Below are 15,408 nucleotides of genomic sequence, written 5' to 3'. Positions count from 1 at the left end.
AGTAGGTTTTTTAAGGATATTATAGGATTTGAAATGAAGAATAAGATAAATATTGTCAATAGGAAGGCGAAATTTGAATATCAATTTTTAGAGGAATATATTGCAGGAATTCAACTACATGGCGCAGAAGTGAAATCCATCCGTGCGGGAAAAGCCAATATGGCTGATGCGTTTTGTTACTTTAGAAAAGGTGAATTATGGATGAAGAATATGCACATTGCTGAGTATAAGTATAACACAGTGATTTCGCTAAGTCCTAATAGACCTCGAAAGTTGTTATTGAAAAGAAGGGAGCTTAAAAAGCTTGAAAAAAAAGTAAAAGAAAAAGGCTTAACTATAATACCTTACCGGGTATTTGTCAATGAGCGTGGATTAGTAAAAGTTAAAGTAGCACTGGCACAAGGAAAAAAATTACACGATAAAAGACAATCTATTAAGGCTAGGGATACGAAAAGAGATGTGGAAAGAATTAATAGGATAAAACTTTAATTATCTAATGTATAAAAATTAGATAGAGCCGGTTTGCTCTTATCGTATACACATTTTTTACGATAACCTTGTGAATAAGTGATCATACCTGCAGAAAAAGCTGTAGGTATGAATAATTGTCGGGACACGATAATTCTGCAGATATTGCAAAACATTAAATTCATTCCTTAAACCTGATGTTCACTCCAAACCGATTATGTATCAATTTAATTAATACAAATACATTTTAGTATTTTACAATGGACCTTCAATCGGGGATTAATTTCTAAAATAAAAGGGCCGAAATGCCTGATCGCAAAGGGATGGTATTGCCAGAACGGAGGTGAGACCAATTGTACTTTCTCTATTAACATATCCTGATTCTACACAATCTTACGGGGTATGATGCCGACTACGGATTATTTTAGCTATGAGATTTAGAATTCTTACGGATTGATTTTACATAAAGTAAGGGATTCTATTACACGAATTTTACTAAAGATATGTGTGCTAAGAGGTATGAAAAGTAACTATTGGCAATGAAATGGTAGATTCATAGAGCGGGAAGAAAGGTACAAAAAGGATTCTTTTGTAAATTGATACTATGAGGGAACTGATCTTAATCAATTAAAAAAGCGGAACACAAATAATTGTAATTGTGCTCCGCTATCAAATTATTGTTATCCTAAAACTTATTCGTCAGCTGCCATTAAATTGAAATATTGATCCAATTTAGGTAATACGATGATTTCAGTTCTTCGGTTTAATGCTCTTCCTTCAGAATTGTCGTTAGTTGCTTTCGGAATAAACTCAGATCTTCCTCCTGCTGTCATCCTTTCAGGTGCTACGTTGTGGTTGTCCTGAAGAGACCGCACGATGGATGTAGCTCTCAACACACTAAGGTCCCAATTGTCTTTCATACAAGAAGTAGAAATCGGTACATTATCTGTGTGACCTTCGATAAGCACATCAAATTCAGAATGGTCATTGACAATTTTTGCGATTTTTCCAAGTACAGAATTAGCCTCTGTTGTGATAGCAGTACTTCCGCTTCTAAAGAGTAATTTATCAGATAAAGAAATATAAACAACTCCTTTTTTTACTTCGACGTTTACGTCTTCATCATTTACGTTGGAAAGAGATCTTTTTAGTTTTTGAACTAAAACAAGATTTAGTGAATCTTTCCTTCTCATGGTCGTGTTCAAATCCTGGATATACTTTCCCTGACGGTCTAATGCAGCAAGGGATTGCTTTATACTTTCCGCCCCGGTTCTGCTAATAATTGACATTTCTTCCAGACGTCCCAATAAGTTAGTATTGGTCTTTTTCAAGTAGGCAATTTCTTCTTCCAATGCACGCACCCTGTCTTCATTCGTGTTAGCAGCACTTCTAGCACTTTTTAGATCATCGTTTAATTCAACCAATCGGCGGTCAGCATCTTCTTTCTGGCGGAGTAGTTCTGCGATTTCTTGTTCGCAATCTTGTTTAGCTTTTTCTAATTCCATTTGTGCAGCCTCGTATTTTTTCTTGCTTACACATGAAGTCATCCCTAAAGCCAGGATTAAAAATAAAAGTAGATTTGTTTTCACGGTAAATATTTTTTCTATTTAAAATAACTGATTTGTAATGTACTGAACGAAAGTATTATAATTCTCTCAATTTTCCTAACTGTAAAATGAAAAAATGACAATTAAGAATAATTTCTTTCGAATTATCCATGCTTGGGCTGGTGTGCAGTGTACCATAATTTTGATTTGGTATTATGGTTTTTTTGCAAATAGGAAAATGTTTTCCTAAGTAAGAGAAATCAGTGGTCAATCGATTGTAATATTCCCATAACTATTACTAATATTTATGCTGGATTTTCCATTTCCAATGGATCCCACGATAAATGTTGATGTGTTAGTATCATCATTATTGTCAATGCGTGCATTAGGGGGAAGATTAATATTTCCATATCTTGTCTGAAGTTCAAAAGTCGTCTGTGCATTTTCTCCAATATTTAAATAACAATTTCCGTATTTGCCTTCTATATTTATGCTGGAGAAATTGGGGCTAACGTTGTGAATTTTAGTGCTTTGATAACTATTTACAATATCAGCACTTTCCTGAAGCTCATCAATATCAATGAGTGTATATTTTGAATTAATGATAATTTCCTTGGTTTTATCAATATCAATCTTGTCAAACTTCCCGTTCAAAAGCAATTTTTGAACTGAGGCTATATTTAGTTTGGAATATCGGGAGTCCATATCTAGTTTTTCACTGTGCTCAGATTCATATTTTGAGTATGAAATGTCCAACCTGCCATAATTTATATTATTGAAGGTGACATCTGAATATCGTATGGACGCATCACATTCTTTTACATTGTCTACGTGTCCATTGCTATAACCCAGATCGAGATATAAGTTCTCACTAATATTCCCACAGGTAAAAGACCCGTATTTTACATTCACTTCTGCATTGGATACATTGGGAAGGATTAAATCGCCATATTCATGTTTTAGGTCAAAATCAGCATTGAGGGGGACTTTAATAATTATATCCACTGTTAATTTGAGGTTGGACTCCCAAAACTTTACGGATGACCAAAAATTTGAACCCTGATTTTCATCTGAAAATTCAGTCAAAATATGAACTGCATTTCCAGATTTTTCCAACAATACATTTACTTTGTCTAGCCCGGATGTGGCCTCGGCATCCGAGTCTGCCTCAGCTGTTATGGTTGCATCCAATTTCACCATAGATTTATTCCAGGTTTCGAATTTCACCTGCCCTTTCTTTGTGTTTAATAATATGGAAGGGTCCAGGGAAGTGTTAACTTCTTTAGATACCTTTTTTTCTGCTCTTGATCTGGGTTCAATTGCTTGAACACTGGGTAGCAGAAAGTACATTCCCAGGAATAAGAAAATTATTTTATAGAGATTTAATGGATTCATTTTTAAATGACTTTTCTTTATTATCAAATTGGATCATTTCTTCGAGTATTCGAATCTTTAATTCATAAGATTGTATTAATGCATTCACTATCCAGTCTTTTTTATTGGCAGGAGCTTTTTCTAAAGCTTTCTTAAGTTCATTTTGGGTCTGTGTGATATTTGCCAGGTCTTTTTTAATATCTTCTGACAGGTTGATACCTTTGGTATGATAAGTTTGTACGAGACGGTTTTCTGTGATCTCAAAAAATTCTATTGATGAAGCAAGTTCAGGATTCATCGTCATCATGTGTGTATGATACTGGGTGTAAGACCAAACTGCTACTAATCCTAAAACGACCGCTGCTGCCATACCAATTATTTTTTTGCCGATGGAAAAAGCGTTTGGACGAGAATCCTTCAGTTGGGATTGAATATGGATCCAGCTCTCATTTTTGCCACTAAAGCTTAGTTCAAATTCTTCTTTGTTTTCAAGAATAAAACTTTCTAGCTTATCTTTTTTCATTTGCGATGATATTGTACAGATGATTAAAAATTGACTTTACTATTATTATTTAAAATCTTTCTCAATTTTTTTTTGGCTCTTATATATTGTGATCTGGATGTGGATTCGCTAATTCCTAAAATTTCCGAAATTTCACTGTGGTCATAGCCTTCAAAAAGGTAAAGATTAATTACGGTTTTATATCCTTCAGGCAATTGTTTAATTCCATTCTGAATTTTTTTTATAACTTCTTTTTTAGGTTTTTCGTCAAAAAAACTTGGAGGTTCTTCCCAAACTTCAATTTCAATATCATTCGCATCCAGACTGATGAACTTTATTTTTCTTTTTCTCAGGGCGTCAATGGAATGATTAACAACAATTCTTTTTAGCCAGCTCCCGAACATTTCATTGGATTCCAGACCGTCAATTTTTTTAAAAGCCTGAATAAAGGAATTTTGCAAAACATCTTCTGCCTCCCCTGTATTTCCCAGGATGCGTAAACTTACATTATACATAGAAACGGCATATCTATCATATAGAATATGTTGCGCCAATGGGTTCCCGGACCTGCATTTTTTTACCAGGGTCTCTTGCTCTGAAAGGCCTTCCTCCAATTTTCAGTGTATTTACCGTATAGACGAACAACAAAATATAAAAGTTGCACGAAGCCGGAAAAATAACATGAGCCTGAGTAATAAGTAGTTGCAAATGTGATTTATATGATCAACAAAGGCGTATACAAAAGAGGTAATCTTGTAGGCACTAGGTGTTGCAATTATAAATATCAAAGATTGGCTATACCTGGAAATGGGATGAAAATTAATAAAATGATGCAATTATTGCATTTGCCTATTGCCTGCTTACCAATTAGATAATTAAAGTGAGAACGAAAAAGGTAAGAAGCGTGTGGTCTTTCGGATGATTAAAAATCCTTATTCCTCTTCTTTTGACAATTGTTCAATTACTTTTTTATTAAATTTTTTATCTTCTACATTATCATTGAGAAAAGTATTTAATTTATCCTGCTGAAGCGTAGATTCTACCTGCCCAAATTCATTGATATGTATATTAAAACCCTTCAAGTCATCGTGGGTTTTGGGATCGTTTTTGGACTTTTTATTTTTTGCCATGATTAATTTTTTAATTCCTGGAAAATGGGAAGAGATCGGTCTAGTCGCTTCCTGGTCTTTTCTTTTCCGATTACCTCCATCATTGCAAACAAATCCGGACCTTGTAAAATTCCCGCAATGGCCAATCGCAAAATAGGAAGGACGACACCAAACTTAGTTTCTTTTTCGGAAATAAAACTTTCTACATTAGATTTAATACTTCTTTGCTCAAAAGGGTCTGTATTATTTATCGTTTCAAACAGGTCCAGGTACAATTCGTGGTTTTCAGGCTTATAGCGCTTTTTGATTTGTTTTGTATCGTATTCAAATTCTTCAGAAAAGAAAGGAAGAGCCTGATCCGGAAATTCCAAAATGGTATGTATTCTCTCCTTATATAATTCCAAAACTTTTGAGAGATACTCCTTTGATGCTAATCCTGAGATATTAGGAAAGTAATCTTCAATATAAGATAACAAGGATTGGGTATCTGAATGGATGATGTATTGTTGATTAAACCAAAGTGCTTTGTCATAATCAAATCTCGCTCCACTTTTACTGATTTGTTCTAGACTAAAAACTTTAACCAAATCTTCCACAGAAAATATTTCCTGGTCATTCCCCGGACTCCAACCAAGCAGCGCTATAAAATTAGCTAATGCTTCAGGAAGAATTCCTGCTTCCCTGAAACCTTTGTATGTATTTCCATCTGACGGTTCTTCCCATTGAAGTGGAAAGACAGGAAAACCAAATTTAGCTCCATCTCTTTTGCTCAGTTTTCCCCCACCTTCTGGCTTTAATAATAGGGGGAGATGCGCAAATTGAGGCATCCTTTCTGTCCATCCCAACATTTTGTACAATAATACATGATGACCTGTGCTGGACAACCACTCCTCACCTCGTATAACATGACTTATTTCCATTAAATAATCATCCACAATATTCGCTAGGTGATAAGTAGGCATTCCATCTGCTTTTAAGATCACTTTATCATCCAGTTCATTCGTATCAAATCGTACATCATCTCTAATTAAATCAGAAAAAATTACTTCATCGTCCTCCGGAATGAACATTCTTACCACATAGGGAACCTCCTGTTCTATTAAAGTGCTTACTTCTTCAGGAGAAAGATTTAGACTGTTCTTTAATTGATATCTGACCGTAGCGTCGTATTTAAAAGATATTTTTCTTTCCTTCTCGTATTCTTCTCTCAATTGAGTTAAATCATCAGGGGAATCAAAAGCATAATATGCATGCCCTTTTTCCACGAGTTGGTCAGCATACTTTTTGTAAAGTGATTTTCTATCAGATTGTCGATAGGGGCCATAATCCCCACCCTGTTCCGGACCTTCATCTGGTGTGATTCCTATCCAATCCAAACTTTTTTTTATGTATTCCTCAGCACCCTCGACAAAGCGTGTCTGATCCGTATCTTCTATCCTCAAAATAAAGTTTCCCCCATTCTGTTTGGCAAATAAATAATTATACAAAGCTGTACGTACTCCTCCTATGTGCAAAGCTCCTGTGGGACTAGGAGCAAATCGAACTCTTACTTTTTGTTTATTCATATCCGAAACGTAAGGATTTTTTTGTTAAATATTAAAAATATTTATAATGTGTATTATCAATTGGTTATTTTCACTAACAGGTTATTGTGATACTAACTATACATTTTTTTTATTGTTAGGCATTTCTACATTTCATATTTGTGTTGGCTCAACAATATAATTTTTTATAGTACGGATTAACAGTAGCAAAAGTAAAAAAATATTGATCCTAATTGCAAATTAAGTCCTATAGAATGTACCTGATCAAAACACCCCGGTTCGTAAAAGAATTTTTCCCACAGTTAATCTGGGAAAAAAGTTCTGAAAATAAAGTGATATACCTTACTTTCGACGATGGTCCCCATCCGGAAATAACTCCTATGGTTTTGGAGATTCTTAAGAATTTTGAAGCAAAAGCCACATTTTTCTTTGTAGGTGAAAACATTTCAAAGTATCGAGAAACGTATGATGTGGTACAAAAGGAAGGGCATTCAATTGGTAGCCACACCTATAACCATCTCAATGGATGGGCAACAGATAACACTACCTATTTTAATAATGTAAAAAAAGGAGCATCTGAAGCTCATTCTCGATTATTTCGTCCTCCATATGGTCGAATTAAACCTTCTCAGGTAACATTTCTGACCCGGCATTACCAAATAGTCATGTGGGATGTCCTCAGTGGAGATTTTGATAAAAAGATCAATGGTGATGATTGCTATTTGAATGTTATAAAACATGGAAGACCCGGTTCAATTGTGGTTTTTCACGATAGTGATAAATCAAAAGATAGAATGTTGTATGCATTGCCCAAGGTATTAGAATACTATTCCGGTAAAGGTTTTTCATTTCTCCCGATTACAGATGATGTGACAAATAAAAATAAATCAATGAAAGAAGTTGAATCTTTTAGGTAGCAGGGTTTAAATACTTGAATATTAATTATTTATGTGATCTGTATTTTACTTATTCAATCTTTAAGGAAACTTATTTTTATATTCGAATGTTGAAGAAGTTGGTTTTACGCGGAATTCATTCTTGTTTGTAAAAACTTACTTGTTAAAAAAAAGATATGAAGGAGAAAAAAATTTTTGAATTTCTTAAAGATAAATTGAGGGCACTTGGTTTCAAACTGGGGTACTCTGCTCTTTTATTATTTTATGCATATAGGAATCCGGATACCCCGAGATGGGCAAAAAATGTGGTGCTTGGAGCATTGGGATATTTATTAACACCTTTTGATTCAGTGGTAGATTTTACACCAGTACTGGGATATACAGATGATTTTGGAGTACTGTCGTTTGCCTTGGTTACAATAGGTGCTTATATTTCGGATGATGTAAAAATCAATGCAAGAAAGAAATTACGGAGTTGGACTGGAGATTTAGATTTGAAAGAGTTACAGCGTATTGAAGAAAAATTGTAAAGTGTCTTGCCTTATTTTTTAGTCTTTAGATAATCTTTTTGTATATTCTGCAAAGGTAGATTATATTCTAAAAGTGAAAATTGATAAAAAAAACTCTTTTTCTTCAAGATCTCTAAAGTCCTGGCATATTGCTGACAGACCTAGAGAAAAGTTATTTCAAAAAGGTTCCGCTCATCTTACGTCATCGGAATTACTGGCTATTCTTATCGGGAAGGGAAATGCTAAGGAAAATGCAGTTCAATTAAGTCAAAGAATTTTGAGCAGTGTAAATTACAATCTCGTACATCTTAGCAAAATGGGGCTGTCCGAGTTGACAAAATTTAAAGGAATTGGAATGACAAAAGCCGTAACTATTGCGGCAGCACTGGAATTGGGAAGAAGGCGTCAACGAGCAGAGACAATTGACTCTCCTCAAGTGAAGAGTAGTAAAGATGCCTATCAGTATATCAAGACATATGTGGAAGACTTAAATCATGAAGAATTTTGGATTCTTTTACTCAACAGGTCAAATAAAATCATAGATCAAATTTTAATAAGTAAAGGCGGTGTGTCAGGAACTATTGTAGATCCCAAATTGGTCTTTAAACCAGCACTTCAAAAATCTGCAAGTGGTATTATTTTGACCCACAATCATCCTTCGGGAAATCTCAACCCTTCTAAGGATGATATAAGATTAACCCATAAAATAAAAGTTGCTGGAAAATACCTGGAGCTTGAGGTTTTGGATCATTTGATAGTCACATCTACAGGGTATTACAGTTTTGCAGATGAAGGGACTTTATAGGACATATTTTTCCCCTTAAATGGCCGACAAATACCGGTAGGTTTTAATACATGAACCAATCCATTGTAAAGTAGTTGTCGGCAATTAAGATCCCTATGCGTTCCGTGAATATTTCTGTGTTAATTTTTTGAATTCCTAAACTCCAATTCAAAAAAATTTGGGGAATGCAAGTCAGCATTTATATTTATTTTACATTTTTTATGTAATTGTACATTTGAAGTTTATACTAATGACTGAATTGGATTGACTTGAAATCTTTTTTTAGTCCAATCAAAGTACGGGGATAAACAAAAAAGATAGTTTCTGGTTGACATATATTATCTTCGTAGTTTCATGGTAAAAAATGTGAAAGGAAATAAGTTTGATTGGACCATTCTGAGGCGTATTTTAGCTTTGGGTGGGAATTATAAAGGATTATTTATAATCTCTGGCTTGCTCGCTATAGTGCTGGCTCCATTGAGTGTAGTAAGGCCTCTTCTTATTAATAAAGCAGTTGATGACTATATCTTAAAATTTGATTTTGACGGACTTTTGACCATTACAATGGTCATGATTGGTATTTTACTGGTCGAGGTTGTTGTACGTTATTTTTTCGTTTTTTTATCAAACTTATTAGGTCAGAATGTTATTAGGGACTTACGAGCCAGTGTTTTTCGCCAGGTATTATCGCTCAAGCTTACGTATTTTGACCGGACACCCGTAGGTACTTCTACCACACGGACAATTAATGATATTGAATCCATTAATCAGGTGTTTACACAGGGGGTATTAATTATGATAGCTGATGTCCTGAGGATTGTCGCTGTATTAATTACTATGTTGGTCGTTAGTTTGCGTTTGACTATTATTGTACTTCTTACCTTACCCCTAATTGTAATAGCCACTTATATTTTTAAGGAAAAAGTAAAAGTTGCCTATCAGAAGGTAAGAGCACAGATTGCCAGAATGAATGCTTTTTTGCAAGAGCGATTAAGCGGGATGTATATAGTGCAAATATTTAATGCGGAAGATAAAGAGCGTGGGAAATTTAGAATTATTAATAGAGAATATACCCAGGCAAACCTTGATTCTATTTTGTATTATGCAGTTTTTTTTCCCGTGGTAGAGATTATTTCAGCCCTGGCTTTAGCCTTGTTGGTTTGGTGGGGGGCAAGGGGAATTATTGGTGATGATTTGACATTTGGTAGTTTGGTAATATTCCCAATTTTTTTGAATATGTTGTTTCGTCCAATGCGAATGCTGGCGGATAAGTTTAACACTTTGCAAATGGGAATTGTAGCCGGTGAAAGAATTTTTAACCTTCTGGATCGGAAAGATCGGATTTTTGATGAAGGAAGCTACAGGCCGGAGCGATTAAAAGGTTGTATCCAATTTGATAATGTTTACTTCTCCTATGACGGGGAAAATGACATATTAAAAAATATCAACTTTAGAATAGAACCAGGAGAGACCCTGGCAGTAGTCGGAAGTACGGGGTCGGGTAAAACTACATTGATAAATATACTATCACGATTTTACGAGATACAAAGCGGGGTCATTAAAATTGATAACAGGGATGTGAGAGAATATCAATTAGATAGCCTCCGACATCGAATTGGGTTGGTCTTACAAGATGTTTTCCTTTTTTCAGGGACTATCCTCGAAAATATAAGGATGATGGACGAAACGGTTCCCAGGGAAGATGTGGTAGAATGTGCTAAAATGATAGGTGCTCACGAACTAATTATGGATCTTCCGAATAATTATGACTTTGTAGTTACGGAACGAGGATCTAATCTTTCATCCGGACAAAGACAATTAATTTCATTTGTGCGATTGTTGATCTTTAATCCGGACATACTTATTTTGGATGAAGCTACATCAAATATCGACCTGGAAACCGAAAATTTAATTCAATATGCCATCGAAAAATTGATTACTCGCAGAACATCAATTATAATTGCACATCGATTAAGTACTATCAAGCATGCAGACAAGATTCTGGTACTGGAGAAAGGGGAAATTGTGGAATTTGGAACTATGGATGAGTTGTTGAATAAAGAGGAAGGAAAATTTCGAAAACTATATGAGCTTCAATTTGAAGAAATATAAATTCTTTTAGGACTATTGTTACCATTGGAATTGTCGAATAAACGACATAATTAATCGAATAAATATTCCAATTATTCAACATAAATCAGGGAATTTAGTTAGATTCTCGAATAAGTAACAAATATTAGCAAATAATGATTTATTATAGATCTCCAAATAATAATCCTTTTAGTTTTGTTCAAATACTTTTCGGACTATTAATTTTCTTTGCTCTTTTATATATTGGTTTTTATATTGCCAAGGGGGTACTTATAGGACTTGCTTTTGCTGCACCCATCTTATTAGTAGCTGCTTCAATTATGAACTTTAGTACTATCAAAAATTTTGGAAAGTACCTTGTGCAATTAACTCGAATGAAACCAGTAATGGGTATTGGATTGGGATTAATTTCATTAATCGCATTTCCCGTAACATGCCTTATTTTATTCTTAAGGGCCAGATCGCAATGGTCAAATAGAAGAACGAATAAAGAAGAGTCTGTAGCAGATGGAAGTGAATATATTGATTATGTTGAAATCGAAGAAGAAAGCAAGAATTTTGATTCAGTAAAAAACTATCGTTAAATTTATCTAGTACTTTTTATTGTAAATTGTGCATCTTAGAAGTACGGTAATAATTAAAAGAGCTGATATCAATGTTTGGCTTTTAACCCAAAAAAAATTCTATGCTGCTTTTCTTGGCTGCAGTTGCTTCCGTTTACCTTATAATGCAGCTGTTTTTATTTTATTCATGGAAACGGTCTGCAGATATTAATATTGCTGCTGAGGATTTGCCGCATGTTACAGTCAGCATTGTGATTCCTGTTCGCAATGAAGAAACCAATATCCTGGACTGCATACAGGCCCTCCTTAGACAGAAATTTCCTGCAGAAGATTACGAAATAATAGTAATTAATGATCATAGTACTGACCACACAAGAAAAAAAGTGGAGACGGTACCCAAGGTTAAGATTATTGATCTTCCTGAAGGAGTTTTTGGGAAGAAAGAAGCCTTAATTCGGGGGATTAATGAGGCTAATGGAGAGATAATATTGACTACGGACGGTGATTGTATAGTGGGTGAAAATTGGGTAGTATCAATGGTAGGGACACTCATTGGAAAGTCTGTGGACCTGGTGACGGGTCCGATAGTACTTACTCGCCAAAACCAAAATAGATTTATTGAATATTACCAGCAATTAGAACAAGCTTCCCTGAATGTCTTAACCAGTGGTGGAATCAAGAGCAAATTAATGTATTCTTCCAATGGTGCCAACATGGGATTTTTAAAATCATTTTATAAACAGGTTCAGCCCTATGAGGATAATGTGGACATCCCCTCAGGTGATGATGTGTTTTTTATACAGAAAGGTAAATTAGAGGAGGGAAGAATAACATTTGTCAAATCCCGTGACGCTATTGCATATACGCCGGCTTTGACATCTTTTGAGTCTTTTCTCAATCAACGATTGCGTTGGGGAGGAAAGGCTAAAGCCTATCGTCACCTTGGCACTAAATTTTACCTTGGAACCTTTTTGACATTTCTTTTTATTTTTTTAATATTTTTATTATTGAGTATAGGCCTTCAGGATGCCCGTTCTGTATTTTTGTATTTGATTATTTCTAAATTATTAGCAGATTATATGGTAATTCGATCAGGTATGAGATGGGTTAAGCAAAAGTATGTGTGGACCGATATAGTCAAGGCCAGTTACTTTCAGATCCTGTATAGTTATATTATTATGTATCGGTTAATAGTTGGTATGAATTATAAATGGAAAGGTAGGAAAGGATAGAGCCGGCATTAGTGAAAAAAGGAGTAGAAATAATTAATAATCTCTACTCCGATTATAAGGTTAATTCTGGTTTTTAGTTGTCATAAATATCGGCAGGCCACATGTCGTTTGATCCATTAATATCGGGAAGTATTTTACGAGGGTCTATTTCTACCGTATCTATTGTTTTGTCTGTAATGTGTAGATAATTCCAATTATTTCCACGTTGCCAAATTTCGACAGGTAGAACCACTTCTTCTGATGTATTGTCCTTATATGATATTTTTAGTAGTACGGGCATGGGAATTTCACCATTATTTCCCAAATTGATAATATAATTTCCGTCTCGCTGATTGATATGATTTATGCTAAGATCTATATTCCCATTTCCATAAAACCATGTTCTCCAAAACCAACTAAGGTTTTCCCCGGATACATTGTCAATAGTATTGAAAAAGTCAACAGGTCGGGGGTGTTTGTATGCCCATCTTTCGATATATGCTTTAAATGCTGGATCAAAGCGTTCGGGGCCGAGGATATATTCACGCAATAAGATTAATCCCATTCCGGGTTTCCGATATCCTATCATTCCCAAATTACTAAGGTCGACTATATCGGGATACGTAGCAATAGATTCTCTTGATTCATTAGTCAACCACCCCGTAAAACGTCGGGTTTGGTCGAGTGTCGCCGCATACTCACCGTTATTAAATTCCTTGGTACTGTAGTGATTAATAAAAGTATTAAAACCCTCGTCCATCCAGGCATATTTTCTCTCATTGGAGCCAACAATCATAGGAAACCAGTTATGGCCAAATTCGTGATCTGTAACACCCCATAACCCCCTGTTCGTTGCCCGGTAATGACAAAAAGATACCCCGGGATATTCCATGCCACCCACATTACAGGCTACATTAATAGCAGTAGGGTAAGGGTAGGGGTACCACATGTCCGAGTAATGTTCTATAGAAGCTTTAGTATATTCTGTAGATCGTCCCCAGGCATGGTCTCCCATGCTTTCTTCAGGGTAAACAGATTGTGCCATACCTGTTTTACCTTCGGATAAATTTATTTTGGAAGCATCCCAGATAAATGATCTCGAACTGGCAAATGCAATATCACGTGCATTCTCTATCCTATAGCGCCACGTAATAGTACCTTTATTCTTCGGACGGGTTATATTGTATTTATTGACTTCATCCGGCTGGATAAGAAATACCGTCGTATCGCTTGCCATTGCTTTTTCCCATCTTGCTAGCAACGTCTTTGACAATACTTCCTTTTTGTTGAGAAGTTCACCTGATCCTACAACAATGTGATTATATGGAGCTGTTATTTCATAGTCAAAATTACCGTATTCCAGATAAAATTCTCCTGCTCCCAAATACGGCTCATTGTTCCATCCCTGGATATCGTCAAATACTGCTACCTTTGGATACCACTGAGCAAGGGCGTAAATAGTGCCATTTTCTGTTTCAAGGCGCCCCATTCTATCCATTCCCCGTTCAGGTATTTGAAAAGTGAAATCCATCGAAATTATAGCTTTACCTCCATTGGGTTCGATAGGATTAGCAAGGTTAATTTTCATCCTTGTGTCATTGATAAGATAGTCTTCACTTTTAGCACCGTTATTTGATTTTGCGGAGAAGTTCGAAATATTATAACCACCATATATGTCTCCGGAATACCGGTTCCCGGCGATAGGGGTTGTAAGTGTTCCCCTGGAATTTTTGGTAAAACGATTTTGTTCTAATTGCAACCAAATGAAGGGCAAACCTTCCGGACTGTTATTAATGTATTCAATAGACACATTTCCTGATATTGAGTGAGTGGTAGTATCTAACGCGACTTTAATTTTATAGTGTGCCTCGTTCTGCCAATACTTGGGGCCCGGTTGTCCGGATGCACTTCGATAAATGGTACTGGAACGATCCATGAAATCTTCAAAAATATCCTGGTTATTGTCGTTGACTTTCTGAGAATAACCAATGGAACAAAATATAAAAATGCCGAAAAAAACTGGGACTATTGCCTGTAAGATCTTAATCATAAGCCGTTTATTAAAATATTTAAAAAGTGCAAATATAATTGTTCTTGCCCTCTTTACTAATCTGATTTGCAAAAAAGAAACAAAGTAGCTTGGTGAATGATCATCATTTGTGGTAAAATTCAGTTATTGACCGGTGTTTTGGAGTTTTTTTTCTTGTATTTATGCCATATTCGTATGGAAAAATATAAGAAGTACACTGGCCATAATTTTATTAAAAACATAATTCCATTTAACAGAAAATTCCATCCCATTATAAAGTTTGATACGATGGTTGGATAAGAAATATCTTGCTTTGGATAGGGACTCTTTAATTCAATATTCACATAAGATAATTGTTGGGGTAATTGGTTCCTTTCTTTTTGGAATTCCAAATAAGTAATAGCCTTATGAATTTGTGTTAACCTTCTTTGAAGGATATGTGATTCAGATAATTTGAGTGAGCGGCTTAATTGATCTAAATATTTTATCTCGAGGTTTGTTAATTTTTCTAATTCATTATTTAATATAGAATTTGAATTTTTGGTTGGTCTTAATTGTATTTTCTTGTTTTCATATCCATCAATATTTTGAACTAGTTTTGATACTAATGGATCAAAGTGATCATCAGTTACTCCGACGAGAATTTTGTTTTCAATTATATCATCATGTTTGTTTTCTTCCTCAAAAAATATCCTGCCGTTTTCAGAGATGAGTAGTTCCATGATTCTTTTTTTTGACATTTCCAGGTTGGATAAAGTAAAAGTTAATTTGGCATCCCTGA

General features: G+C 35.0%; 15 protein-coding genes. 7 read left to right on the top strand and 8 right to left on the bottom strand.

The window, feature by feature from the left end:
* The first annotated feature begins 33 nt into the window (after positions 1-33).
* The gene (smpB, locus tag LVD47_RS04955; protein ID WP_236974443.1) at positions 34-489 is read left to right on the top strand and encodes an SsrA-binding protein SmpB; all 456 of its coding nucleotides are present in this window, start codon (positions 34-36) and stop codon (positions 487-489) included.
* 671 nt (positions 490-1,160) lie between these two features.
* On the opposite strand, the gene LVD47_RS24010 is transcribed toward smpB, so the two are convergent.
* The 6 genes from LVD47_RS24010 to gltX form a co-directional block, all read right to left on the bottom strand.
* Positions 1,161-2,057, bottom strand: a complete 897-nt coding sequence (locus LVD47_RS24010) for an OmpA family protein (RefSeq protein WP_236974442.1) — start codon at positions 2,055-2,057, stop codon at positions 1,161-1,163.
* 225 nt (positions 2,058-2,282) lie between these two features.
* The gene (locus LVD47_RS04945) at positions 2,283-3,410 is read right to left on the bottom strand and encodes a DUF4097 family beta strand repeat-containing protein (RefSeq protein ID WP_236974441.1); all 1,128 of its coding nucleotides are present in this window, start codon (positions 3,408-3,410) and stop codon (positions 2,283-2,285) included.
* The gene (locus LVD47_RS04940; RefSeq protein ID WP_236974440.1) at positions 3,388-3,912 is read right to left on the bottom strand and encodes a hypothetical protein; all 525 of its coding nucleotides are present in this window, start codon (positions 3,910-3,912) and stop codon (positions 3,388-3,390) included. The genes LVD47_RS04945 and LVD47_RS04940 overlap by 23 nt, the downstream gene beginning before the upstream one ends.
* Before the next feature lie 23 nt (positions 3,913-3,935).
* Positions 3,936-4,505, bottom strand: a complete 570-nt coding sequence (locus LVD47_RS04935) for an RNA polymerase sigma factor (protein WP_236974439.1) — start codon at positions 4,503-4,505, stop codon at positions 3,936-3,938.
* Positions 4,506-4,823: 318 nt separating this feature from the next.
* On the bottom strand, positions 4,824-5,021 hold the full coding sequence (locus tag LVD47_RS04930) for a hypothetical protein (protein ID WP_236974438.1): 198 nt from the start codon (positions 5,019-5,021) through the stop codon (positions 4,824-4,826).
* A 2-nt stretch (positions 5,022-5,023) separates the two neighbouring features.
* Positions 5,024-6,565 (bottom strand): glutamate--tRNA ligase, encoded by a 1,542-nt coding sequence (gene gltX / locus LVD47_RS04925; RefSeq protein WP_236974437.1) that lies wholly within the window; start codon positions 6,563-6,565, stop codon positions 5,024-5,026.
* Positions 6,566-6,798: 233 nt separating this feature from the next.
* On the opposite strand from gltX, the gene LVD47_RS04920 reads away from it, so the two are divergent.
* The 6 genes from LVD47_RS04920 to LVD47_RS04895 all read left to right on the top strand — a co-directional run bounded on the left by LVD47_RS04920 (position 6,799) and on the right by LVD47_RS04895 (position 12,619).
* Positions 6,799-7,461 (top strand): polysaccharide deacetylase family protein, encoded by a 663-nt coding sequence (locus LVD47_RS04920; RefSeq protein WP_236974436.1) that lies wholly within the window; start codon positions 6,799-6,801, stop codon positions 7,459-7,461.
* A 155-nt stretch (positions 7,462-7,616) separates the two neighbouring features.
* On the top strand, positions 7,617-7,970 hold the full coding sequence (locus tag LVD47_RS04915; RefSeq protein ID WP_236974435.1) for a YkvA family protein: 354 nt from the start codon (positions 7,617-7,619) through the stop codon (positions 7,968-7,970).
* A gap of 73 nt (positions 7,971-8,043) precedes the next feature.
* Positions 8,044-8,754, top strand: a complete 711-nt coding sequence (radC, locus tag LVD47_RS04910; RefSeq protein ID WP_236974434.1) for a RadC family protein — start codon at positions 8,044-8,046, stop codon at positions 8,752-8,754.
* Positions 8,755-9,099: 345 nt separating this feature from the next.
* On the top strand, positions 9,100-10,845 hold the full coding sequence (locus tag LVD47_RS04905) for an ABC transporter ATP-binding protein (RefSeq protein ID WP_236974433.1): 1,746 nt from the start codon (positions 9,100-9,102) through the stop codon (positions 10,843-10,845).
* Positions 10,846-10,979: 134 nt separating this feature from the next.
* A complete protein-coding gene (locus LVD47_RS04900; protein ID WP_236974432.1) occupies positions 10,980-11,408 on the top strand; it encodes a hypothetical protein in 429 nt (142 codons plus the stop codon).
* Between the two features lie 101 nt (positions 11,409-11,509).
* Positions 11,510-12,619 (top strand): glycosyltransferase, encoded by a 1,110-nt coding sequence (locus LVD47_RS04895; RefSeq protein ID WP_236974431.1) that lies wholly within the window; start codon positions 11,510-11,512, stop codon positions 12,617-12,619.
* A 73-nt stretch (positions 12,620-12,692) separates the two neighbouring features.
* Here LVD47_RS04895 and LVD47_RS04890 read toward each other — a convergent pair whose 3' ends face one another.
* On the bottom strand, positions 12,693-14,648 hold the full coding sequence (locus tag LVD47_RS04890; RefSeq protein ID WP_236974430.1) for a M1 family metallopeptidase: 1,956 nt from the start codon (positions 14,646-14,648) through the stop codon (positions 12,693-12,695).
* 119 nt (positions 14,649-14,767) lie between these two features.
* Positions 14,768-15,367, bottom strand: a complete 600-nt coding sequence (locus tag LVD47_RS04885; protein WP_236974429.1) for a hypothetical protein — start codon at positions 15,365-15,367, stop codon at positions 14,768-14,770.
* Between the last annotated feature and the right edge of the window lie 41 nt (positions 15,368-15,408).

It is taken from the genome of Membranihabitans maritimus (assembly GCF_021729145.1).
GTDB lineage: Bacteria > Bacteroidota > Bacteroidia > Chitinophagales > Saprospiraceae > Membranihabitans > Membranihabitans maritimus.
This window is presented reverse-complemented; position numbering and strand designations above follow the sequence as displayed.